A 23,166-nucleotide genomic window follows, 5' to 3' on the forward strand; every position below is an offset into this window, starting at 1 on the left:
ATAGTAGTATGAGCAGTGTCGAATTTTATATGCGCTGAAATTGAAAAAAGGTGCAGGATTTTTTTGAAAAGTGAAGTATTTCTTATTATACGCCAGGAAAGGAGGCTGATATCGATTGCCAATAAAATTGTTGAGCCGTTCTATCTTAACTGAAGCTGTTAAACAAAAAGCATCTGATATTCACTTTTTACCAATAAAAAAAGGGGGGATCGTTCAATTTCGGATCGACGAAAGACTACTCGAATTCAAGACACTTACTCAAGAGGAATACTTACGAGTTATCTCACATTTCAAATATTCAGCACGTATGGATATCGGAGAAATTAGAAAACCCCAAAGCGGCTCAATGGATACTATGGTAAACAACGAAAACGTACACCTTCGTTTTTCTTCAATACCTTCTGCGTTTAATGAATCTCTCGTAATAAGAATTCTCCCTCAGCAAGAAACATTATCAATAGGTGAACTTTCACTTTTTCCTCAAACACTTCAGCTGCTTCTTTTACTCATTAGAAGATCCAGTGGACTTTTGCTGTTCTCAGGACCTACTGGAGCTGGAAAAACTACTATTCTTTATACATTGCTCCAATTTCTTCAAAATCAATTCAAACGGCAAGTTGTCACATTGGAAGATCCCGTAGAACGTAAAGTTGATTCTTTCTTACAGATGGAAATCAACGAAAAGGCGGGTGTAACTTACAGAGAGGGGTTTAAGTCATTGCTTCGCCATGATCCGGATGTGATTATGATTGGGGAAATACGTGATGAAGCAGCAGCCCGTTTAGTAATACGAGCATCTCTTACAGGACACTTAGTTCTATCTACAATGCATGCCACCGACTGTTTAGGATGCATTGAACGGTTAAGAGAGTTTGGGATTCAAGAAACTGAACTCAAGCAAACACTAATGGGAGTCGTTTCCCAAAGACTTATATCAGTTCCATGTCCTTTTTGCGGTAATGAATGTAAAGATTTTTGTTTTAAACACAGGTCGTTCAGAAGAGCAGGGCTTTATGAAATATTAAGCGGGAACGACTTAGATAGCGCTATCCATTCAAATACAGCTTATAACACAACTAGCCCATTGTATAAATCCCTTTCCTATTATTTTAATCATGCTTACGCTACCGGATACATTACAAAAGAAAGCTACGAGAAATGGATGGGAGCTGAGATTGAGTGATCATAAAACAATGGAAAAGGGCTTCTCAAGGAGAATTTCTGTATAAATTAGGGCAGCTATTGAATCAAGGGTATTCATTGAATAAAAGTATAGAAGTATTAAGACCTCAGCTTAGAAATAAAGAAAAACGGTACTTGGATCTTGCTTTAGATCGGCTGGATGAAGGACATTTACTGATTGAATTTTTCTCAAAATTGAACTTGCCAAACGAGGTATTAAGTTCAATTGCTATTAACAGCGAAAATGGAAATATTGTTGAAAGTTTAATGGAAAATGGCACATATATGAAGAAGAAAGCCGAATGGCTGGAGCGGTTAAATAAAACGTTGCGATATCCTTTGTTTCTCTTATTTCTTACGGTGTGGATTGGTTTTCTCTTTTATCAATTTTTGTTTCCTCAGTTTTCACTCCTTTTTGCATCCCTTGAAATAAAGACCCCTATATTTACTTCAATCATGATTTATTTACTAATGCTTACTCCAAAAATTTTGCTTTCTTTACTAGTAATACTGATAATTTGCGGAGTTGGTGCAATCATTGTTAAAAGCAGATTGAAACCATCTTCTAAAATGACTTTGTTAACCTCAATACCTATAGTCAAAAAATATATTAAGCTTTTGAACACTCATTTTCTGTGTGTTAATTTTGGTTCTATGCTGAAAAGTGGTTTATCAGTTACAGATTCCTTAATCGTAATGGAGAATCAAATGCAAATCGAATTTTTTAAGGATGAGAGTGTAAGAATTCAAAAGGGACTGATAAATGGTAAATCATTGCCTGACTTATTAAGGGATACTCCATTTTATGTACAGGAGTTAGCTGAAATTGTTCATTTTGGACAAGTTCATGGAAATTTAGGATCCGACTTGCTCCAATATGGAGAATGGCTGTTCAATGCATTAGAAGATAAGATTTTAAATGCCATGCAAAAAATACAGCCCATTTTATTCGGCTTAATTGGTGGATTTGTCCTTTTGCTGTTTGCCTCTATGTTATTACCTATGTTTAATCTTATAGAAGCATTATGAGGAGGTTTTTATTTATGAAAAATCAGGATGGCTTTACATTGATCGAAATGATGATTGTTCTTCTGATCATTTCAATACTGATGTTAATCGCTCTGCCAAGTATGACAAAGAACAATAAAGTCGTGAAATCGCTTGGATGTGAAGCTACTATAGACCTTGTACAAGGACAAGTTGGTGCATATGAGGCAGAAACGGGCAGCATACCAACCCCAGAAGAACTAAAGGATGGAGGATATGTTGATACAATTGTATGTCCTGATAAGAGCCAGTTAATAATTGATAGCGAAGGGAACGTTAGCGTAAATGAGGAAACTCCTGGAGGGTGAAATTAAATAAAGGTCAGTATGGATTTTCTCTAATTGAGATGATGATAGTGCTTTTAATCATATCAATTATGGTTACAATTGCGTTTCCTAAATTTGATGCGTTTCAAAAAAATAGAAAAACGGAATATTTTATTGCTTCGTTTCAAAAAGATCTTCTTCACATTCAGCAAAGAGCAATTTTGGAAGGGAGTACGTACCGTTTGATTATTAATAACGAAAATCATTTTTACGAAATACGCGGTTACAAATCAGGTCAGCCCGTTAAGAAGTATTTTCCTGAATTTATAACGTTTGTAACTTATTCGATGTCATTAATCATTCAATACAATCAATTTGGAAACATAAATCGTGCAGGAACTCTGTATATTAATTCGGGAAATCAAACGTATAAGATGGTTTTTCAAATCGGAAAAGGAAAATTTAATGTATCGAAACAATAAGGGATACCTTTTAATCGAATGCATGATGGGTCTTGTATTATTTACAGCTGTTTCAGCTATGAGCATTCACTTCATATATGATATTTATAAGGAAAGCAAAACTACAAAACAGTTATTATATGCAATCAACGAAGCAGATTTTACTGCAGCTAAATATGATACTGCTAAAATCATCTTAGAAAATGCCGAATGGGAAAAATTAGGGACAACCTATTCATTATTTCAGAAAAAGGGTGTTTCAGATGAATATGAAATTTGTATTGTTTTCAAGGGGGAGAATGAAAAAGAATATAAAACCTGTGCTTCCTATTTTTAAAACTGTAAAAAGGGAAAACGGCACTACTTTATTGGAAGTTATCATCGCTTTAGGTGTCATGCTTTTGCTTACCTCTTTAATTCCACTGTTATTAATACCTATCCAAAAAGCTCCCTCATCTTCACAGTTAGAAGACACCATTCTATTTTTCTCGATGCTCGGAAAAGAAATTAGAGAAGCTTCTTCAATTGAAATTCAAAACGATCAATTAATCATTACTGAAGATGATGGTAACGTAATGAGCTTTTCGAAATATCATTCTCTTATTCGTAAACAAATCAATGGGCTTGGGCACGAAGTTTGGCTACAAAATATTCGTTCATTGGAAGTTGAAATCTTGTCAGAAGATTTTATAGTGGTTAAAATTCAAGATTTATTTGACCGCCAATTTGACCGTGTTTTTAGAAGGATTAATAAATGAATAATCAAAGGGGTTTGATTTATCCTTTGATCGTTATACTAAGTTTTATTGTCATTCTTTTCTTTGGTTATTTAATTGAAAGAGTATATTCAGAAAGACAGTTTGTTTACTATGAAGAAGATTTAAGGCGGGAAGAAAGGCTTTGCAGACAAGCTGTAGAAAAAACAGCTGATCTATTGATGGAATCCAATGAATCTTATCCAAAAGAATATTATTTTACTTGGAATGAGGGCAATGTTAAAGTTACTGTCAACAAATTAAATGCCGAAGAGAGCCTTTTACAAATAAATGCCGTTACGAATCATCAACATACAAAAAATGTAGAAGTATATTATAATGTAAACCAGAATCGTGTTACGAAATGGGTGGAGGGTTAAGATTTGAACACCATATATTTAGTAGGTTTTATGGGGTGCGGTAAATCATCAGTAGGACAGCTTTTATCAAAAAAATTGGAAGTGCCGCCATATGATGTAGATACCACCGTTGAAAAACTTCGCGGTCAAACGATAAAAGAAATATTCGCAAGTGAAGGTGAAGAAGCTTTCCGCAATTATGAGTCTCTTGCAATAAGACAGCTGCCACTCGAACACGCTGTCGTTATGACAGGAGGAGGTGCTGTTGTTCGCGAAGAAAATTTATCTTACATGAAAAGCAAAGGAACAGTCATCTTTTTAAAAACAAGCTTTTCTGTATTATGGAATAGATTGATGAAGGAAGAGGAAAGAAATAAAAGACCAATTCTTCTTACTAAAACTAAAGAAGAAGTATTTGAACTTTATCAAATGAGGAATAAATTTTATGAAAAAAGTGATGTAACGATCGTTACGGATGAATTAACTACGGAGGAAGTCTGCCTCCGTATATTGAATGAAATAAATAAAATCGTTTAATTCCTTAAAATTAAGACAAAACTAACAGTGATGTCTTTGTAAAGGGGTTAAGAGATGGCTGCTGGAACTGATGTAGTGAAATATCTTACACAAAAAATAATCAAATATTTAGATGAGCCAAAAGCTGTAAGAACGGAAAGGAAGCGCGCAAAAAAGAATGAAAAAGAACCGATGCTCTCATACCTATTCGGGATGGTTCCGATGGGTTTGGGACTGGCAATTCGAAAAAAACGGAAAAAGTAATTGAAGAGGCTGGAAAAAGGGTAGAGGATGATCCGCATAGAGATCATCCTCGTTTTTATTTAAGGCATTCTTTTAAATTATTCTGGTTTTTAGGTAGGTTTTGTAAAAGATATCGGCTGAAAAAGCAGCTGATCGGAACTTTATGTTATTGTGATAAATAAAACAGTCCGCCATTTATGATCTCAACCATAATTTTAGGTTCATACTGAGTTCTCAGTGCTTCTTTTTCAACATGATAAGATTCTGGCTTTGTTTCAATTTCTTCATAAAAACTTTCTAGCAGATCTTCATCTTCCTTCCACCGTTTCATTGCTTCATCTGCCCATGTGTGTTCATTTTGGTTTATGTTTTCCTGTATTCTTGCTTCAATTCTCTTTAATGCACTCTCAGGTTTAATAAAAGGAGAAAGGGTATAACAAAAGTCGGGTATTCGTTTTGTTAGCAACAGTTTTTGTAGTCGCAGATGAAATTGATCTTCAATCATTCCATTAATCAGTTGAATTCCATAAGACAACACTTGGTCTTTTTTCTGATCACATTGATAGGTTACTTTCACATTTAAGCAAGCCCACGGAATTAGCGGGACTTGAGCACCTTGTTGCGGTACAGATTCATACAGACGGATAAATGAAGCAAGCTTTTTTGAAGTTGCAAAAATTTGATGAAGACGCGGAGAGCCGAAATGTACAAATTCTCCTTTGCCATCTGGTGCTTGCTGTTGTCCGGTTACTAATGTAAGTGTCATCGGATTTGGAGTACCGCCGGTTTTTTCTAGGTAGTGCCAATAGAAAGGACGGTTCATGAGCACTTTATCAAGATCAACGGTAAGCTGAACCTTCATATAACTGAAATTTTTCTCAAGTATACGGCATTCATTAGCATCAAAGTATCTTTCAAGAAATCGATGAATCTCGTGCTGCTGCATGCTCTTCCCATCCTTTCTGTTTAATTCCTCCATCCAAGTTTATAAGAGAAGCCAGATTATCCATCTTTACTCTTATTTCACCTTCACTATCCGATGTGCTAAAAATATCAGCGATATGTCGTTCTATATTTTTAAGTTCGAATTTTGTTAAGATTTCATCGAGTTCTCCGATTACACTTTCAAACAGATTTATTTTGTTATACAAGAGATTCAAGATGTGTTCTTCTATGGTATTTTGTGTGGCGAAATTGTAAATATGAACATCACCCTGCTGCCCAATTCGATGGATCCGTCCTATACGCTGTTCAATTCTCATAGGATTCCATGGCAAATCATAATTAATGATATTCTGACAAAATTGCAGGTTAATCCCTTCGCCTCCAGCTTCGGTTGCGATAAGAACTTGAGCACGCGTTTTGAAGAGGTGTGTCATCCAGTCCTTTTTGCTCCGTTTAAATCCGCCTCTAAAAGGTACGGATGAGATTCCATGCTGCTGCAAAAACCATTGAAGGTAAAGCTGGGTAGCCCGGTATTCCGTGAAAATAATGACCTTTGAATCTATGGATTGTATTAATTCCAGTGCTTTTAATGCCTTTGAATTTTGATCAACTAATTCAATTTTTTTCATTAAGTTCACAATTCGATTTTCCATAGCTGGAGATGGGACATCTTTTTGAAGCATATTTTTTAATGTGAGAAATACAGCTTCTCTGGAACTGCATGCTTCACGCTGCAATGTCACAATTGAAAATTTACTGCGGTCAAAATAAGAATCGGTTTTTAAAGTGGTGATCTCATCGTAAAGATCCCTTTCCGTTTTTGATAATGTAATAGGTATGGTTTTTACGATTCGTTTCGGCCATTCTAAACCAGTCTCTTCACGGCGGTTCCGAACCATAACTTTATTTACTAATTGTTTAAGCTTTTCCTCGTTCTTTAAAGAGTGTTTATCTTCTTTAAAGTCCTTGTCAAAATTCTCTCTGTTGCCTAAATGACCAGGTTTTAGCAAAGAAACAAGGTTAAAGATCTCCTCGACCCTATTTTGAACTGGTGTAGCAGTCAATAGAAGACAAAACTTCTTTTTTAGTAATTGAACAAACTCATAGTTTTTGGTTTTCTTGTTTTTTAATTTATGTGCTTCATCGATAATGATTAAGTCATAGTCTTGATTAAGAACAATATCTCTATGCGGTGCTCGTTTTGCTGTATCAATAGAAGAGACAACAACATCACACTGTTCCCAGACGTAAGCCTTTTTTTGAGCGATAGCAGGGATGAAAAATTTCGAGTTAAGCTCGTTTGTCCATTGTATGACTAAAGAAGCAGGAACTAAGATTAGTATTTTCTTTGCCAGCCTGCGTATCATATATTCTTTTAGTATTAAACCAGCTTCTATTGTTTTACCGAGTCCGACTTCATCTGCAAGGATGGCTTTTCCGTTCATTTGTTCAATTACGGTCGTTGCAACGTCCAGCTGATGTGGAAGGAATGTCATATCAGGAAGATGATTGGGTGCTTGCAAGCCTAAAAACTCAGGGATTGCTAAATGGTTTTCTGCTTCTAGAGCTAAATTATACAGCTCCCAATTTGCCCAAGGTCCATCTTCTTCAACACGTTTTAAGAATTCATCATGCCAGTCACGCTGAAACTGAACGTCGATTTTCATACCGGATTTCCTTTCTTATAAAAAAGTTCATTGCCTTTCCTTTTATAAAAATGATAGGATAATAATGTAGTAAACATAGTAATAGTATGTGCGACCTTGGACAATAACATACTCGCGAATGAAAGTAAGAGGAGAGACTGCGAATAGCGGCGCCGAAGGAGCAAACTTATGTGAAACTCTCAGGCAAAAAGACTCTTACTAGACGCATCTCTGGAGAGTGCTTTTTTATAAATGAAAGCCACCAACGAAGAAACTCAAGGTTTTTTGAGAAACTTACAGGTTGCAGGACAGAGGATTCCTAAAAACTTAGGGGTCTTTCTGTCCTTTTTTTGTCCAGAAATAATTGAAAATTTCAAGTTATGAAAAAGGAGGAGTTCACATGGCTACATTACTGCGTACACCGCTGTTTGATATATACAAAGAACATGGTGGAAAAGTGATTGATTTCGGTGGTTGGGAATTGCCTGTTCAATTCTCAAGTATTAAAGAGGAACATGAAGCAGTTCGAACAAAGGCTGGATTATTTGATGTTTCACATATGGGTGAATTTGATGTAAAAGGGCCAAACGCTTTGTCATTCCTTCAGTATACGATGACAAATGATGTGTCCAAGCTGCAAAACGGCCAGGCTCAATATACTGCGATGTGCTATGAGAATGGCGGTACAGTAGATGATCTTTTAGTATACAAAAGAGCAGATAACGACTACCTGCTTGTTGTGAATGCCTCAAATATTGAAAAAGATTTTGAGTGGCTTCAAAGTCATGTTACTGAAGGCGTGGAACTTGTTAACGTGTCTCCTGAATACGCTCAGCTAGCTATCCAAGGGCCAAATGCCGAAAACATACTGCAAAAACTAACAGATACTAATCTATCTGAAATCGGATTTTTCCGTTTTAAGGAAGACGTTTCATTAGCAGGAATAACTGCTCTTGTATCAAGAACAGGTTATACCGGAGAAGACGGCTTTGAGATCTATCTTAACCAAGCAGAAGCAGAGAAATTATGGACTCAGATTTTGGAAGCAGGAAGCGAAGATGGTTTGCTGCCTTGTGGATTAGGAGCTCGTGATACGCTTCGTTTCGAAGCAAAGCTTGCACTTTATGGGCAAGAGTTAACAAAGGATATTACACCGCTTGAAGCAGGCATTGGATTTGCTGTAAAAACGGATAAGGAAGCTGATTTCATCGGGAAAGATGTCCTTGCTCAACAAAAGAAAGAGGGAGCACCGAGAAAGCTTGTCGGAATAGAAATGATCGATAAAGGTATTCCGCGTTCTCATTATGAAGTGTTTAAAGGTGACGTGAAAATCGGAGAAGTGACAACGGGGACACAATCACCAACGTTGAAAAAGAACCTAGGGTTGGCTCTTCTAGAAAAAGAATACAGTGAATTGGGAACTGAAGTTGAAGTTCAAATTCGCCAAAAGCGCTTAAAAGCAAAAGTAGTAGCTTCACCATTTTATAAACGAGGAAAATAATCCTGTGCTAAGGGGGAGAAACCAATGACGTTCCGTTATTTACCTATGACAGACCAAGACAAAAAAGAAATGCTTGAAACGATCGGAATTGAAACGACAGAAGAACTTTTTCAGGATATTCCCGAGCAAGTGCGCTTCAGAGGAAGACTGCAAATTGAAGAAGCTCTGTCAGAGCCTGCTCTTGTAAAAGAAATGTCACGCCTTGCAGCAAAAAACAAAAATACAAAAGAATATGCTTCATTTTTAGGTGCAGGTGTATATGACCACTACACACCATCAATCGTGAATCATATGCTTTTACGATCTGAGTTCTATACAGCTTATACACCATACCAGCCAGAAATTTCTCAAGGTGAGCTGCAGGCTATTTTTGAATTTCAAACGATGATTTGTGAACTAACGGGCATGGATGTAGCAAACTCTTCTATGTACGATGGCGGAACGGCTCTTGCTGAAGCAGGATTACTATCTGCTGCTCAAACACGCAGAAAGAAAATCGTTGTTTCTAAATCTGTTCACCCTGAATCGCGTGATGTGCTGAAAACGTATGCAAAAGGACAGCATTTGGAAGTAGTTGAAGTAGATACAGAGAATGGGGTCACTTCACTTAACGGACTGCGTTCAGCTGTTAATGAAGATACAGCATGTGTCATTGTACAGTATCCTAACTTCTTAGGACAAATTGAGCCGTTAAAAGAAATTGAAGAAATTATTCACACCCAAAAAGGGATGTTCGTTGTTTCCTCAAATCCACTTGCATTAGGAGCGATTACGCCTCCAGGTAAATTTGGAGCGGATATTGTAGTGGGTGATGCTCAGCCATTTGGAATCGCGCAAGGTTTTGGTGGTCCTCACTGTGGTTATTTTGCAGTCACTGCAAAACTCATGCGTAAAGTGCCAGGTCGTTTAGTAGGACAAACAGTTGATGAAGATGGAAAGCGTGGATTCGTATTAACACTTCAAGCGCGCGAACAGCATATCAGACGCGATAAAGCAACAAGCAACATCTGTTCGAATCAGGCGTTAAATGCACTTGCTGCTTCAATAGCTATGACAGCACTAGGTAAAAAAGGTGTGAAGGAAGTAGCTTATCAAAACATTCAAAAGGCACATTATGCAAAAAAAATAGTTGAAGAAAAAGGCTTGAAAATAGCTTACGAAGGATCGTTCTTCAACGAATTCGTTATTGAATTAAAATGTTCAGCTAAAGAAGCAAACCAAAAATTGCTAGAATCAGGTATGATCGGCGGATATGACCTTGGTTTATCTTATCCTGAGCTGAAAAACCATATGCTGCTTGCCGTAACAGAAATGCGAACAAAAGAAGAAATTGACCAACTTGCAAATGTTTTGGAGGGATTATCATGCGTACAGAACATCAGTCATTAATTTTTGAATTGTCAAAACCAGGCCGTGTAGGTTATAGCATTCCTGATCTGGACGTTCCTGAAGTAGATGTGGAATCCATTATTCCTTCAGATTATTTGCGTACGGAAGAACCGGAACTTCCGGAAGTATCAGAACTACAGATTGTTCGCCATTATACAGCATTGTCAAACCGCAACCATGGTGTTGACTCAGGGTTCTATCCACTAGGCTCATGTACGATGAAATATAACCCGAAAATCAATGAGGATGTTGCTCGTTTCCCAGGGTTTGCTAATATTCATCCGCTTCAAGATGAAGAGACTGTTCAAGGTGCTATGGAGATGATGTACCGTCTTCAAACTTCTCTTGCAGAAATTACTGGAATGGATGAAGTAACGCTGCAGCCGGCTGCGGGAGCTCATGGTGAGTGGACAGGTCTGATGATGATCCGTGCTTATCATGAAGCAAATGGAGATTTTAACCGTACAAAGGTAATCGTACCTGACTCAGCACACGGAACAAACCCAGCATCTGCTACAGTTGCAGGATTTGATTCGATTACCGTTAAGTCGGATGAACGCGGGCTGGTTGATTTAGAAGATTTGAAGCGTGTTGTAGATCATGACGTTGCAGCTCTAATGTTAACGAATCCAAACACACTTGGTCTTTTTGAAGAACATATCCTTGAGATGGCCAAAATCGTCCATGAAGCAGGCGGGAAGCTTTATTATGATGGAGCCAACGCAAATGCTATTTTAGGATTTGCAAGACCAGGAGACATGGGCTTTGATGTCGTACACCTTAACTTGCATAAAACGTTCACTGGACCACATGGAGGAGGAGGACCAGGATCAGGACCAGTTGGTGTAAAAGCTGACTTGATTCCGTTCTTGCCAAAACCGGTTCTTGTAAAAGAAAATGATATTTACAAGTTTGAATACGACAGACCGCAATCAATCGGCCGTGTTAAGCCTTACTACGGAAACTTCGGAATCAATGTCCGTGCGTTTACGTATATCATGACAATGGGTCCTGATGGCTTACATCAAGTGTCTGAGAATGCTGTATTGAATGCGAACTATTTAATGCGCAGATTGGAACCGTATTTTGATCTGCCATTTACACAGCATTGTAAACATGAATTTGTATTATCCGGCCGACGTCAGAAGAAGTTAGGCGTCAGAACATTGGATATGGCAAAACGTCTTTTAGACTTTGGTTACCACCCGCCTACAATCTACTTCCCATTAAGTGTAGAAGAAGCGATCATGATCGAGCCGACTGAAACAGAATCAAAAGAAACACTCGATGAATTTATCGATAAGATGATTCAAATCGCAAAAGAAGCGGAAGAAAGTCCTGAAATTGTTCAAGAAGCTCCACATACTACTGTAGTAAAAAGATTGGATGAGGCAACAGCTGCAAGAAAGCCAATCTTGAAATACAGCAAATAAAATGAAAAGAGGCTGTTTCAAAAGTATTTGATACTTTTGAACAGCCTTTTTTGTTTGATAGAAGAGCATTTTTGTTTGATAGAAGAGCATTTTTGTTTGATAGAGGAGCATTTTTGTCTGAAGAGCCTGCAATATTGTTTGATAGAGGAGCTTTTTTGTCTGAAAAGCCCCCTTGCTTGTTTGTTAGAGGTATTTTTATTGTCAAAGTGACCCTTTTTTTGTTTGGTGAACCTCTCTATTTACTTAATCTGTATTATTTATGGAGAAATTAAGTGATTAAATGAAAAAAGCTAACTCCATTGGCCAATAACGAGCCTTAGAGTTAGCTTTTATTATGCTGTTATGAATTTTTTACGCGGCCAGTCCATTTTTTGAACCCGCCTTGAAGATGATGGAGCTGAACGTATTTTTTCTTTTTTAAGAATTGTGCGGCACGGGCGCTTCTAAATCCGCTCTCACAATATAAATAAACAGGCTGATCGTTTCTCACTTCTTTTAACCTTTGTCTCATTTGAGAAAGAGGAATGTTTCGTGCTCCAAGAATGTGTCCTTTTTTAAACTCTTCTGGCTCACGCACATCAATTAATTGCGCTTTACGATAACCAGCCTTGAATTCTTCTTCCGTTAATGTTTTTAAATATTTCTTTTGGTAAAAAGCCATACCCACCATATAGCCAATAACAGCTACTGCGATAACTAATAAAATAATCCATTCCATTGTAACTTGCACTCCTTTAAACAATCTACTCCAATTATAGCGATGACAAGCCATATAGGCAAAAGAAAAATAGCGATTAAGCGATTGTTTTTGACACTTCGAGTGAATTTGGTAAACTAGTTACGAATGAAGTGCAGGGAGACGAAAATACATGCAAAAAGAAAATTGGTATTTTATTGATTCAGGGAATTGTGAACCAGCGATTAACATGGCATTAGATGAGGCGTTATTAACGTGGCATAGTGAAGGGAAAATCCCTCCAGTTATCCGTTTCTATGGGTGGGATCCAGCGACTTTATCCATTGGCTATTTTCAAAAAGTAGAAAAGGAAATAAATCTGGATGCTGTAAAAAAATATAATCTTGGGTTTGTAAGACGCCCGACAGGCGGACGCGGTGTTCTTCATGATAAAGAACTGACGTATAGTGTCATTGTTTCTGAAGAACATGAAGCGATGCCTCAATCCGTTACCGAAGCCTACAGAGTCATTTCTGAGGGGATTAAGGAAGGATTCCAAAATCTCGGGTTAGATGCCTATTTTGCAGTACCTAAAACAGAAGAAGAACGTGAGGGGTTAAAAAATCCCCGTTCAGCTGTTTGTTTTGATGCACCTTCTTGGTATGAACTGGTCGTTGAAGGACGAAAAGTGGCTGGAAGTGCACAAACAAGACAAAAAGGTGTTATCTTGCAGCATGGTTCTATTTTATTGGATTTGGAAGAAGACAAGTTATTTGATCTCTTCAAGTATTCGAGCGATCGGGTACGTGAAAGAATGCAGACTGCTTTTAAGAAAAAAGCTGTTGCGATTAATGATTTAGTAGAGCAGCCAATTACAATAGATGAAGCAAAAGCAGCCTTTCAAAAAGGTTTTGAAGAAGGGCTTAATGTTAATTTAATACCTATGACGCTTACCGATCAACAATGGGCTGAGGTAGAAGAAATCGCAAATAATCGTTATCGAAACGATGAATGGACATATAGACGGTAACAAGAGAAGATCGAAACCTTTAAACAAAGGCTTCGATTTTTTTTATTTTGGTAACTTCTGTTGAAAAAAAAGAGTCAAGAAATTAATTTTTTTATAAGCAAAAGAAGGATTTTTGCAAAAGTTTGGTTTGATGCGGGTTACGATTAATTCCAAATAATACAAATCTAGTTTATAGCCAAATCTTTCATAAAATCATTATAAATGATTTATTTTCACTAATTTTCGAGTGTTTACTCCTGATTTCAAGTTTGACAAGATTTTTTCTTTGACAGGCAGTTTACGTATATATAGTATAAGGGTAGAGAATATACATACAACATATAGATGTCAGCGTATGTACCATAATGGAAAAGGAGGAGTAAAATGGACACAGTTGCAACCAACAAAAAAGGTATCAATTTTGATGCTTTAAATGCAGATATAGCCCATTTTCCACAAGTTCATCCCGTAACATCAGCTATGAAAACAACGCACAAAGGTGTTTCCAGACTGGTGATGCTTGATCGATACAGTTTTAAAGATACGGAAAAGAAAACACTAAAGCCAGGTGACTTTGTCGTTTTAACCGTCAAAGAGGATCCGAAATTTCCAGCAAGAGGTCTTGGATACATTCAATCTATTAATTGGGACGACAAAAGTGCAGTTGTTTTAGTAGAAGATGAATTTAAAGCAGTGCTTGAAAAGCCAGAAGAAACGGAAAGCGGTCTGATTACTCGTTCACTTGATGTGATGGACAAGCCGTTGGAAGTTTATTACGAGCAGATTGCTCTCCGAAATGCAACAGGACTGGCATCAGTAGAAACATCGGAAGAAAAGAGACAAGAATCATTGGAGAAGTTTTATAAAGAACTCTCAGAAATGAATTTTGTTCCAGCAGGAAGAGTCTTATATGGAGCGGGCGCAGAAACAGACGTTACTTATTTTAACTGTTATGTAATGCCCTACGTCAAAGACTCGCGTGAAGGAATTTCTGATCACCGTAAACAAGTGATGGAGATCATGAGCCGAGGCGGCGGTGTTGGAACGAACGGATCAACGCTAAGACCGAAGAATGCTCTGGCGCGAGGCGTGAACGGAAAGTCATCTGGATCGGTTTCATGGCTGGATGATATTGCGAAATTGACACATCTAGTTGAGCAAGGCGGATCAAGACGCGGCGCGCAAATGATCATGCTTGCGGACTGGCATCCTGACATCATTGATTTTATTATTTCTAAGATGCAAAATCCTAGAATTCTTCGTTATTTAATTGAAAACACAAACGATGAAAAAATTAAGCAAGTTGCTCAAGATAAGCTTAAATTTACTCCTTTAACACCGGCTCAAAAAGCAATGTATGAAGGAATTCTCCGATATAAGGATATTCCGGGAACAGGTGGTTTCGATTCAGACGTATTAAGAGATGCTGAAACAATGCTTCGTGACGGCGGAACATACAGCGTTCATAATTCTGAATTCCTTACAGGGGCAAATATCTCTGTTACGATTACAAAAGAATTCATGGAAGCGGTCGAGAACGATGATGACTACTTACTCCGTTTCCCGAGTGTAGAGTCCTATACAACGGAAGAAATGGAAGCTTACAACAACGAGTGGCATGAAGTTGGGGATGTTCGTGAATGGGAAGAAAGAGGCTATGGCATTCGCGTTTATAAACGAATCAAAGCTACTGAACTATGGAACCTGATCAACATATGCGCGACATACTCAGCTGAACCAGGCATTTTCTTTATCGACAATGCGAATGACATGACGAACGCTACAGCATATGGACAGAAGGTTGTAGCTACTAACCCATGTGGGGAGCAGCCGCTTGCACCATACTCTGTCTGTAATTTAGCCGCAGTTAACCTCGGGAACATGGCAGATAAAGAAAGCAAAACGGTTGATTTTGATAAGTTGAAACAAACGGTTGAAGTCGGTGTGCGCATGCAAGATAACGTAATCGATGCAACACCATATTTCCTTGAGCCTAACCGTGTACAAGCTCTAGGTGAGCGTCGTGTCGGTCTAGGTGTAATGGGACTTCATGATCTGTTGATTTATTGTGAGACTGTGTATGGATCAGAAGAAGGAAACGCACTCGTTGATCAAATTTTTGAAACGATTGCCGTAACTGCTTATCGAACATCGATTGAACTTGCGAAAGAAAAGGGAAGCTTCCCATTCTTAGAAGGTACATCTGAAGAAGAAACTGCATTACTTCGAAACCGATTTATCGAGACGGGCTACATGAAAAAGCTGCCTCAAGATGTGCTTGAAGGGATTTTAGAAAATGGAATTAGAAATTCTCACTTATTAACTGTGGCTCCTACGGGTAAACGGATTGCCCCCAGTGTTTGTAAAAGCGCTGCGTAAACTTGGCTATATGCGGGAAACTCTGAGTATCCTTTTGTACCAGTACATTGCCAGTACGATATAATGGTAAAAATCAAAAGGTGCAGACAATCCGCAGGGAAGTCGTGGCTGACCCCTCAACGACTACATGCCGAGCACCAGAAACTTCATGTGTTAACACCTTGGAATGATTATATAAAAAGGTGATGAAATATGGAGAAGAATTGAACTTTCTGTACATCATATTGTTCCTTTTAGACAATTTAAAGGCGATTCGCAAAAAGCAAATCGATTGTCTAATTTGGTAAGTTTATGTGAACACCCTTGTCACAGAAAGAGACATTCAAACAGTTAAACTGGTTGATGATATAGTCTGATCCTTATGGCGACATAGGGAGTGGGTACTAATAGCCCCACCCTCTAATAAATTTATTAGAGAGTAACAAAAATGAGCACAGGAACCATGGTTGGAGTCTCCACAGGATTAGAACCTTACTTCTCCTTCTCGTACTTCAGAAGCGGAAGACTAGGTAAATTTATTGAAGTAAAAGCGGATATTGTAAAAGAGTATCTGGATAATAATCCAGAAGCGAATGAAAATGAACTTCCTGAATGGTTTGTTGCCGCTATGGAACTTGCACCTGAAGCTCATGCTGATACACAATGTGTCATCCAGCGCTGGGTTGACAGCTCAATTTCCAAGACGGTTAATGCACCTAAAGGATATAAGGTTGATCAAGTTCAAAAAGTATATGAACGCCTATACAAAGGCGGTGCAAAGGGCGGAACGGTTTATGTTGACGGTTCTCGCGACGCACAAGTTCTTACGCTAAAAGCTGAAGAGGCATTCGAACAAACCGAGATTGATTTAGGAATGGAAGAAGAAAAAAGTAAAGTTGTTATTTTAAATACGATCACGGATTTGCGGGCGACTGACGTTACGATTGGTAATGAGGTAGGCAACACTTGTCCGGTTTGCCGAAAAGGTAAGGTAAAAGAAATCGGCGGCTGCAACACTTGTACTAATTGCAATGCACAGCTTAAATGCGGTCTATAAAGTTTAGGAAGGAACTGGAATGAGTTCCTTCCTTTTCTTTTGGGAAAAAACGCACATACTAACTCCATCATTTTTCATAGATTGGGGTGGATACATGGCTGGTTCTAATAAACCGTTTATGCCGCAGCTTATTTATTTTGAGCCAAGAGCACTTGAGTACCCTTTAGGGAAAGAGCTTTTTGAAAAATTCAGCAAGCTGGAAGTCGAGATTCGAGAAACAACATCACATAACCAAATACGTGATCTGCCAGGAGAGAATGATTTTCAAAAATATAGAACAGCTAAATCAACATTAGTCGTTGGGATAAGAAAGACACTAAAATTTGACTCTTCAAAACCATCTGCTGAATATGCGATTCCGCTAGCAACGGGATGCATGGGTCACTGCCATTATTGTTATCTCCAGACGACGTTGGGGAGTAAACCCTATTTAAGAACTTATGTGAATACAGATGAAATTTTTGCTCAAGCCGAGAAATATATGCAAGAAAGGGCTCCAGAGATCACCCGGTTTGAGGCTTCGTGTACATCGGATATAGTGGGAATTGACCACCTAACACATTCATTAAAAAAGGCAATCGAATTTTTTGGTGCTACTGAACTCGGAAGACTGCGCTTCACTACGAAATATCATCATGTGGACCATCTGCTGGATGCCAATCATCAAGGAAAAACGAGATTTCGCTTTAGTGTGAACTCTCATTATGTGATTAAGAATTTTGAGTTAGGTACAAGTCCTTTAGAAGAAAGAATTAATGCCGCAATAAAAGTTGCTGAGGCGGGTTACCCTCTTGGATTTATCGTTGCTCCTCTTTACCTTCATAAGGATTGGGAAAAAGGATACAAAGAGCTTTTTGATATTTTAGAAGCGAAAATACCTAAGCATTTAACACATGATATTACGTTTGAGCTCATTCAGCATCGTTTCACAAAACCGGCTAAAAGGGTTATTGAAAAGAATTATCCCAAAAGCAAGCTGGAGATGAATGAAGAAGAAAGGAAATATAAGTGGGGAAGATATGGAATCGGAAAGTATGTGTATCAAGATGATCAAGCTGCGAGATTGCGCGAGACAGTTGAAAATTACATTCATACGATGTTTCCGGAGGCAAAGATTGAATATTTCACCTAATTGCAGGTAAAGGACCTTCCCTTGTCACCTTTTTAGTTCTATAGTAAACTTTTATTAGACGCCATTAAGGTTCTAGTATAGGGAGGGAACATTTTGCCGCCAACCCCAAGTATGGAAGACTATATTGAACGCATCTATGCCCTGATCGAAGAGAAAGGTTATGCAAGAGTATCTGATCTTGCTGAAAACCTGGAGGTACATCCCTCTTCTGTTACGAAAATGATTCAAAAACTCGACAAAGGCAAGTATGTCGTTTATGAAAAATACAGAGGCTTTGTTTTAACTCCAAATGGGAAAAAACTCGGTAAGCGCCTAGTATACAGACATGAATTGTTAGAAGACTTTCTAAAGGTTATCGGTGTAGATGATGAAAATATCTTTCAAGATGTTGAAGGAATCGAGCATCATTTAAGTTGGAATGCTATAGACCGCATAGGAGATCTTGTTCAGTTTTTTGAAGAAGACAAAAATCGTATTAAAGGTTTGAGAGAAGTTCAAGCGAAAAATGAAGACCAAGAGCAATCATAATTTATTATGGTTGTTTTTTTATTTGCGAAAAAGGGGCATAAAGGACATCTTCTGTTTATTAGGATAATAGTGGAGGAGATGCTGAATGCGAATAGACGGCGTTTTTTCAGGCGGCGGAATAAAAGCTTTGTCATTAATAGGTGCGGTGGAGGCTGCGGAAGATAAAGGTCTTAGTTTTGAGAGAGTTGCAGGGACAAGTGCAGGTGCACTGATGGCTGCACTAATTAAAGCTGGCTACAAGGCATCTGAATTAAAAGAAGTTATCGACGGGCTTGATTTTAGAAAGTTTTTGGATAAAAGTCATAAGATTGTACCTGTTCCATTTACAAATTGGTTGAAGCTTTATTGGAAGCTGGGTTTATTTAAGGGAGATTACTTAGAAAACTGGGTAGCTGGATTACTTGCAAATCGAGGGATTGTTACATTTGCAGATATACCGGCAGGCAGTTTGAAAATTATCGCCTCAGATATTTCCCGAGGGAGGTTAGTCGTAATTCCTGATGATTTAGAAGAATATGGCCTTTTGCCAGAACGTTTTCCAATTGCCAGGGCTGTTAGAATGAGCTGCAGCCTTCCTTATTTTTTCTATCCTATTAAACTTTTTAATCGGGTTGGACAAAAAAGCTACATCGTTGACGGAGGTGTACTCAGTAATTTTCCGATGTGGCTTTTTCAAAGGAAAGATAGGATTCCTATACGGCCAGTTTTAGGGTTTCAGTTAAGTTCTTATCTCAATGACCATATACCTGCTCATTATGTGAAAAATGCTTTTGATTTGTTTAAGGCGCTGTTTGAAACAATGATGCAAGCACATGATAACCGGTATATTGATGCCCACGATGCGAGAGATATTATTTTTATGCCTGTTAAACAAGTATCTGTTATTGATTTTCAATTGTCTGCAGAAGCCAAAAATGAGCTGTACCAATTTGGATATGAACGTGCAGAACAGTTTTTGCAAGGTTGGATGAACGAAAAAACATACCCTTCATACAAAAATCGAGCCTGATCCTTAAAAGGAGGCCCGATTTTTTTTCTTGCTTTTTTTTCCTTCAATCACGGTTAAATTGTGCTCTCTAACTCTTTTTTTCTGTGAAGCACTTTTTGCTTTTTTATTGGATGACAAAGGTGAAGCTTTGGGTTGTTTATTGTTCGACCCATAACGTTTCTTCGATTGTTTCACAGCTTTCTTGTATTTGCCGTTAATTCCTGACGATGATGTTCTATTGAATATAAAGTAAAAAACGGCGATCACTGCTGCTCCGATCAGAAGGGTTGTTATTAATTGGCCAGGCTTTGATATCAACTGATAAAGGATTCCAACCACAGCAAGTAATATGACAAACCAAATGATAGGATGCAATCTTCTGCTATTTTGTTGCAACAGGCTCACCTCCTCATATTATACGATTTGAGTTGCGTTTTTCTCGTTTTCATAGGATGCATCACGTTTTAACATTTCATTAAAAGAAAGAATCGATACTTCGATTTGTTTTTCATCAGGTTCTTTTGTTGTTATTAATTGAAGCCACAATCCTGGATAACCTAAATATCTTAATACAGGTATTTCTCGTAATTTATTTGTCAGTTGTAATACTTCAAATGATACCCCTAAAACGACGGGAATAAGCGCAAGTCGGCATAAAATTCTCAGCCATAGCGGGTCGACCGGGAAAAAATAATAAATGAACATTCCTACCACTACCGTAAATAATATGAAACTGCTTCCGCACCGGTAATGAAGTCTTGAATGACGTTTTACATTTTCAACAGTAAGTTCATCACCTGCTTCAAATGTGTTGATTACTTTATGTTCGGCACCATGATACATAAATACTCTTTTAATGGCAGGTGTTAATGAAACAAAATAAATATAGCTTAATAAAAATAATAATTTGAACATACCTTCTAATAAATTTTGTCCAAGATGACCTGGGACGATAAACTTTAGTGATGCAGCTAGAAATACGGGTACGAGTGTAAAAACAAACTTTCCGAACAAAAAGGATAGTACCCCGATAACTGCCATACTGAGGTATAAAGAAAGACCTGATTGTTTTTCTTCTTCTTTTTGCTCTTCACCAGGCTCTACACCAAATCTCTCAGCTGAAAAATTTAAGTGCTGTGTTCCGTTCATGCTTGCTTCAATGATTGCAATAACACCTCTTAAAAAAGGTATCTTTTTTAATTTGCTGAGCACTGGAGCGGGTTCCTTTTTTATTTCAAAGTATTCGATCGAATCATCGTTTCTCCTTATTGCGGTAACATACGTATGTTTCCCGGCAAACATAACCCCTTCTAGGACGGCTTGGCCGCCATATGCGGGTTTTTTCTCTTTTGTCATGTTAGACCCCCAGCTTAATATTTTGTAGGTACTTTCTATTCTACAGGAAAGCAGGGTAATCCTCCAGATGGATTGAATTATTTGTATTTTTCCCATTTTATACAGGATTTACACTGAATATGAATGATTCGATTTCGTAATGGGTTGTAATATTTATGGCAATACTAGAAAAAGTCGGAGGTGTGTTCAAATGAACGAAAATAATCTGGAGCAAAATAAAAAAGAGTCACAATCTTCTTTTTTGAGTCGAGTAGCAGGTATCGGTTTTTTTGGAGGTTTAATTTGGTCAATGTTTGGATTTATTGCCTATTATTTGAACTTTTCAAAAGTGGGGCCAGCTTTAGTTTTAGCACCATGGGCACTTGGCAAGTGGAAAGCAGAATGGCTTGGTCAGTTGATCAGTATTTTTATTATAGCTTTGCTTTCTATATTAGTAGCAATTGGATATCGATTTGCTTTTGCCAAAATAAACTCGATGTGGGCAGGCATTATTTTTGGAGTAGGTTTGTGGGCAATCGTATTTTATCTGCTGCATCCAATATATCCAGGACTTGAACCGATGAATACTATCGGTAAAAATACGATTATTACAACGATTTGTATTTATATATTATATGGTGTTTTTGTTGGATATTCTATCTCATTTGAATATAATGAACGCTACGGTAAAAAGGGTGAAAAGAAACAGTCCTTACAAAGTACGTAACTATCCAAAAAATTAAAAGCTATGATAGAATGTTGTAAGAACATTCTATTTTTTTTGCCAAAAAGGTAGGTGTAATATATGGAGAAAAGAAAACAAGTTCTGATCATTAATGGTCCCAACTTAAATCGATTAGGTAAACGTGAGCCAGCCGTATATGGTTCCAAAACACTTGATGATCTTCAAATGAATCTGGAAAAAGAAGCGTCTGAACTTTCTTTGCATGTATCTTTTAAACAGAGTAATAGTGAAGGGGACATTATTGACTGGATACATGGTGCAGAAAATGTCTATCAAGGGATCATATTAAATGCAGGGGCTTATACACATTATAGTTATGCAATCAGGGATGCAATTGCCAGTGTGGATGTCCCGGTTATCGAAGTACATTTATCGAATGTCCATGCCAGAGAAGATTTTCGTAAGGAGTCGGTTATTGCCCCAGAGACAATCGGGCAAATTTCCGGATTTGGTTTTACCAGCTATAAGCTGGCTCTTCAAGTATTTGTATACAATAATCAATAGGGGGAAATCTAATGAATCGTATTGAAAAAGCGAGAGAACTATTCGAGAATTATGATATGGATGCTTTGTTAATTACATCAAACGCAAACCGCATTTATTTAAGTGGCTTTACAGGAAGTTCAGGTGTTTTGCTGATAACCAAAAATGATGCGATACTTGTTACTGATTTTAGATATAGTGATCAATCTCGAGAACAAGCTAAGGATTATAAAATCGTTATACATACTGCTCCTATTCCAGAAGAAATTGCTAAGATTTCTAAAGAGCTTTCTATAAAGAAAATTGGATTTGAGCAAGATCATCTTACGTTTGCCGGATACCGTACATATGAGGATCAATTATCATCTTCTGATACAGAGCTTGTACCTGTATCGGGCCTTGTGGAAAAGTTGCGCTTGATAAAGGATGATTCAGAGATTAAGATAATAAAGGATGCAGCGTCAATTGCTGATGCCGCTTTTTCACATATTATTGAGTTTATAAAGCCAGGTCAGACTGAACGGGAAGTATCGAATGAGCTTGAATTCTTTATGAGAAAGAACGGAGCAGCTTCTTCTTCATTTAACATTATCGTAGCCTCAGGTTACCGTTCAGCACTTCCGCATGGTGTTGCATCTTCTAAGGTCATTGAAAAAGGTGAATTAGTAACTTTAGACTTTGGTGCATACTACGAAGGTTATTGTTCGGATATTACGCGTACTGTAGCGATTGGAAACGTATCCGACGAGCTAAAGGAAATCTACCAAGTTGTTTATGATGCACAGATCCTGGGTATGAAAGGCATTAAACCAGGTATGACCGGAAAAGAAGCAGATGCTTTAACGCGTGATTATATTTCTTCAAAAGGATATGGAGATTATTTTGGTCATTCGACAGGACATGGGATTGGTTTAGATGTTCATGAAGGTCCTGCATTGTCATTTAAATCAGACACAATTCTTGAATCAGGGATGATAGTTACAGTGGAACCAGGCATATATGTTTCAGGATTAGGCGGAGTGCGTATTGAAGATGATGCACTGATTACGAAAGATGGAAATGAATCACTAACTCAATCTACAAAAACTCTTTTAACGATTAGTTAACCAGAT

At 37.8% G+C, this 23,166-nt stretch carries 25 protein-coding genes, 2 pseudogenes and 1 riboswitch; of the genes and pseudogenes, 22 read left to right on the plus strand and 5 right to left on the minus strand.

All coding sequences use genetic code 11. The annotated features are described in order from the left end of the window. Window positions 1-115: 115 nt before the first annotated feature. Genes comGA through RGB74_RS07830 form a run of 9 tightly spaced genes read left to right on the plus strand, consistent with a single transcriptional unit; the run spans window position 116 to window position 4,850 of the window. On the plus strand, window positions 116-1,183 hold the full coding sequence (gene comGA / locus RGB74_RS07790; RefSeq protein ID WP_310762415.1) for a competence type IV pilus ATPase ComGA: 1,068 nt from the start codon (window positions 116-118) through the stop codon (window positions 1,181-1,183). Next, window positions 1,180-2,211, plus strand: a complete 1,032-nt coding sequence (gene comGB / locus RGB74_RS07795) for a competence type IV pilus assembly protein ComGB (protein ID WP_310762416.1) — start codon at window positions 1,180-1,182, stop codon at window positions 2,209-2,211. The genes comGA and comGB overlap by 4 nt, the downstream gene beginning before the upstream one ends. Before the next feature lie 14 nt (window positions 2,212-2,225). Continuing rightward, window positions 2,226-2,537 (plus strand): competence type IV pilus major pilin ComGC, encoded by a 312-nt coding sequence (gene comGC / locus RGB74_RS07800; RefSeq protein ID WP_310762417.1) that lies wholly within the window; start codon window positions 2,226-2,228, stop codon window positions 2,535-2,537. Continuing rightward, a complete protein-coding gene (gene comGD / locus RGB74_RS07805; protein WP_310762418.1) occupies window positions 2,534-2,977 on the plus strand; it encodes a competence type IV pilus minor pilin ComGD in 444 nt (147 codons plus the stop codon). The genes comGC and comGD overlap by 4 nt, the downstream gene beginning before the upstream one ends. After that, the gene (locus tag RGB74_RS07810) at window positions 2,961-3,293 is read left to right on the plus strand and encodes a hypothetical protein (RefSeq protein WP_310762419.1); all 333 of its coding nucleotides are present in this window, start codon (window positions 2,961-2,963) and stop codon (window positions 3,291-3,293) included. The genes comGD and RGB74_RS07810 overlap by 17 nt, the downstream gene beginning before the upstream one ends. Then, window positions 3,256-3,714, plus strand: a complete 459-nt coding sequence (locus tag RGB74_RS07815) for a competence type IV pilus minor pilin ComGF (RefSeq protein ID WP_310762420.1) — start codon at window positions 3,256-3,258, stop codon at window positions 3,712-3,714. The genes RGB74_RS07810 and RGB74_RS07815 overlap by 38 nt, the downstream gene beginning before the upstream one ends. Next, window positions 3,711-4,091 (plus strand): competence type IV pilus minor pilin ComGG, encoded by a 381-nt coding sequence (gene comGG, locus RGB74_RS07820; protein ID WP_310762421.1) that lies wholly within the window; start codon window positions 3,711-3,713, stop codon window positions 4,089-4,091. Before RGB74_RS07815 ends, comGG begins: the two co-directional genes overlap by 4 nt. A 3-nt stretch (window positions 4,092-4,094) precedes the next feature. Further along, window positions 4,095-4,607, plus strand: a complete 513-nt coding sequence (locus tag RGB74_RS07825; RefSeq protein WP_310762422.1) for a shikimate kinase — start codon at window positions 4,095-4,097, stop codon at window positions 4,605-4,607. 54 nt (window positions 4,608-4,661) lie between these two features. Further along, window positions 4,662-4,850, plus strand: coding sequence for a YqzE family protein (locus RGB74_RS07830; protein WP_310762423.1), 189 nt, complete (start codon window positions 4,662-4,664; stop codon window positions 4,848-4,850). A gap of 145 nt (window positions 4,851-4,995) precedes the next feature. Here the strand turns inward: RGB74_RS07830 and RGB74_RS07835 are convergent, their stop codons facing one another. Further along, window positions 4,996-5,775 carry a YqhG family protein gene (locus RGB74_RS07835; protein WP_310762424.1) on the minus strand — a complete coding sequence of 260 codons (780 nt, stop codon included), beginning with the start codon at window positions 5,773-5,775 and terminating at the stop codon, window positions 4,996-4,998. After that, window positions 5,744-7,441 carry a DEAD/DEAH box helicase gene (locus tag RGB74_RS07840; RefSeq protein ID WP_310762426.1) on the minus strand — a complete coding sequence of 566 codons (1,698 nt, stop codon included), beginning with the start codon at window positions 7,439-7,441 and terminating at the stop codon, window positions 5,744-5,746. Before RGB74_RS07840 ends, RGB74_RS07835 begins: the two co-directional genes overlap by 32 nt. 118 nt (window positions 7,442-7,559) lie before the next feature. Beyond that, window positions 7,560-7,646, plus strand: a riboswitch (glycine riboswitch). Between the two features lie 174 nt (window positions 7,647-7,820). Here RGB74_RS07840 and gcvT point away from each other — a divergent pair. From gcvT to gcvPB, 3 genes are read left to right on the plus strand one after another with little or no spacing between them, the layout of a single operon-like run. Next, the gene (gcvT, locus tag RGB74_RS07845) at window positions 7,821-8,921 is read left to right on the plus strand and encodes a glycine cleavage system aminomethyltransferase GcvT (protein WP_310762427.1); all 1,101 of its coding nucleotides are present in this window, start codon (window positions 7,821-7,823) and stop codon (window positions 8,919-8,921) included. Between the two features lie 24 nt (window positions 8,922-8,945). After that, the gene (gcvPA, locus tag RGB74_RS07850) at window positions 8,946-10,310 is read left to right on the plus strand and encodes an aminomethyl-transferring glycine dehydrogenase subunit GcvPA (RefSeq protein ID WP_310762428.1); all 1,365 of its coding nucleotides are present in this window, start codon (window positions 8,946-8,948) and stop codon (window positions 10,308-10,310) included. Next, window positions 10,286-11,743 carry an aminomethyl-transferring glycine dehydrogenase subunit GcvPB gene (gene gcvPB, locus RGB74_RS07855; protein WP_310762429.1) on the plus strand — a complete coding sequence of 486 codons (1,458 nt, stop codon included), beginning with the start codon at window positions 10,286-10,288 and terminating at the stop codon, window positions 11,741-11,743. Before gcvPA ends, gcvPB begins: the two co-directional genes overlap by 25 nt. Window positions 11,744-12,083: 340 nt before the next feature. Here gcvPB and RGB74_RS07860 read toward each other — a convergent pair whose 3' ends face one another. Further along, window positions 12,084-12,461: a rhodanese-like domain-containing protein gene (locus tag RGB74_RS07860; RefSeq protein WP_310762430.1), complete on the minus strand. Its 378-nt coding sequence runs from the start codon at window positions 12,459-12,461 to the stop codon at window positions 12,084-12,086. Window positions 12,462-12,612: 151 nt separating this feature from the next. Between RGB74_RS07860 and RGB74_RS07865 the strand changes: the two genes are divergently transcribed. The 7 genes and pseudogenes from RGB74_RS07865 to RGB74_RS07895 all read left to right on the plus strand — a co-directional run bounded on the left by RGB74_RS07865 (window position 12,613) and on the right by RGB74_RS07895 (window position 19,512). Next, window positions 12,613-13,449: a lipoate--protein ligase family protein gene (locus RGB74_RS07865; RefSeq protein WP_310762431.1), complete on the plus strand. Its 837-nt coding sequence runs from the start codon at window positions 12,613-12,615 to the stop codon at window positions 13,447-13,449. Window positions 13,450-13,812: 363 nt separating this feature from the next. Then, a pseudogene (locus RGB74_RS07870) lies at window positions 13,813-15,768 on the plus strand (vitamin B12-dependent ribonucleotide reductase); the annotation flags it as partial. 241 nt (window positions 15,769-16,009) lie between these two features. Further along, window positions 16,010-16,141 carry an HNH endonuclease gene (locus RGB74_RS07875; protein WP_310762818.1) on the plus strand — a complete coding sequence of 44 codons (132 nt, stop codon included), beginning with the start codon at window positions 16,010-16,012 and terminating at the stop codon, window positions 16,139-16,141. A 96-nt stretch (window positions 16,142-16,237) separates the two neighbouring features. Then, a pseudogene (locus tag RGB74_RS07880) lies at window positions 16,238-16,843 on the plus strand (ribonucleotide-diphosphate reductase subunit alpha); the annotation flags it as partial. Between the two features lie 94 nt (window positions 16,844-16,937). After that, window positions 16,938-17,975, plus strand: a complete 1,038-nt coding sequence (gene splB / locus RGB74_RS07885) for a spore photoproduct lyase (protein ID WP_310762819.1) — start codon at window positions 16,938-16,940, stop codon at window positions 17,973-17,975. Between the two features lie 111 nt (window positions 17,976-18,086). Next, complete coding sequence (gene mntR / locus RGB74_RS07890) at window positions 18,087-18,503, plus strand: transcriptional regulator MntR (protein WP_310762820.1); 417 nt, start codon at window positions 18,087-18,089, stop codon at window positions 18,501-18,503. A gap of 85 nt (window positions 18,504-18,588) precedes the next feature. After that, on the plus strand, window positions 18,589-19,512 hold the full coding sequence (locus tag RGB74_RS07895; RefSeq protein ID WP_310762432.1) for a patatin-like phospholipase family protein: 924 nt from the start codon (window positions 18,589-18,591) through the stop codon (window positions 19,510-19,512). 3 nt (window positions 19,513-19,515) lie between these two features. Here RGB74_RS07895 and RGB74_RS07900 read toward each other — a convergent pair whose 3' ends face one another. Continuing rightward, window positions 19,516-19,887 (minus strand): SA1362 family protein, encoded by a 372-nt coding sequence (locus tag RGB74_RS07900; RefSeq protein ID WP_310762433.1) that lies wholly within the window; start codon window positions 19,885-19,887, stop codon window positions 19,516-19,518. Window positions 19,888-19,905: 18 nt separating this feature from the next. Further along, complete coding sequence (locus RGB74_RS07905) at window positions 19,906-20,847, minus strand: DUF1385 domain-containing protein (RefSeq protein ID WP_310762434.1); 942 nt, start codon at window positions 20,845-20,847, stop codon at window positions 19,906-19,908. A 190-nt stretch (window positions 20,848-21,037) separates the two neighbouring features. Here RGB74_RS07905 and RGB74_RS07910 point away from each other — a divergent pair, with 190 nt between their 5' ends. The 3 genes from RGB74_RS07910 (at window position 21,038) to RGB74_RS07920 (ending at window position 23,160) form a co-directional block, all read left to right on the plus strand. Continuing rightward, window positions 21,038-21,553: a YqhR family membrane protein gene (locus RGB74_RS07910; RefSeq protein WP_310762435.1), complete on the plus strand. Its 516-nt coding sequence runs from the start codon at window positions 21,038-21,040 to the stop codon at window positions 21,551-21,553. A 78-nt stretch (window positions 21,554-21,631) separates the two neighbouring features. Continuing rightward, window positions 21,632-22,075, plus strand: coding sequence for a type II 3-dehydroquinate dehydratase (gene aroQ, locus RGB74_RS07915; RefSeq protein ID WP_310762436.1), 444 nt, complete (start codon window positions 21,632-21,634; stop codon window positions 22,073-22,075). An 11-nt stretch (window positions 22,076-22,086) separates the two neighbouring features. After that, window positions 22,087-23,160 (plus strand): M24 family metallopeptidase, encoded by a 1,074-nt coding sequence (locus RGB74_RS07920; RefSeq protein WP_310762437.1) that lies wholly within the window; start codon window positions 22,087-22,089, stop codon window positions 23,158-23,160. The last annotated feature ends 6 nt before the right edge of the window (window positions 23,161-23,166 follow it).

Source organism: Bacillus sp. NEB1478, assembly GCF_031582965.1.
Taxonomy (GTDB): Bacteria; Bacillota; Bacilli; order Bacillales; family Fictibacillaceae; genus Fictibacillus.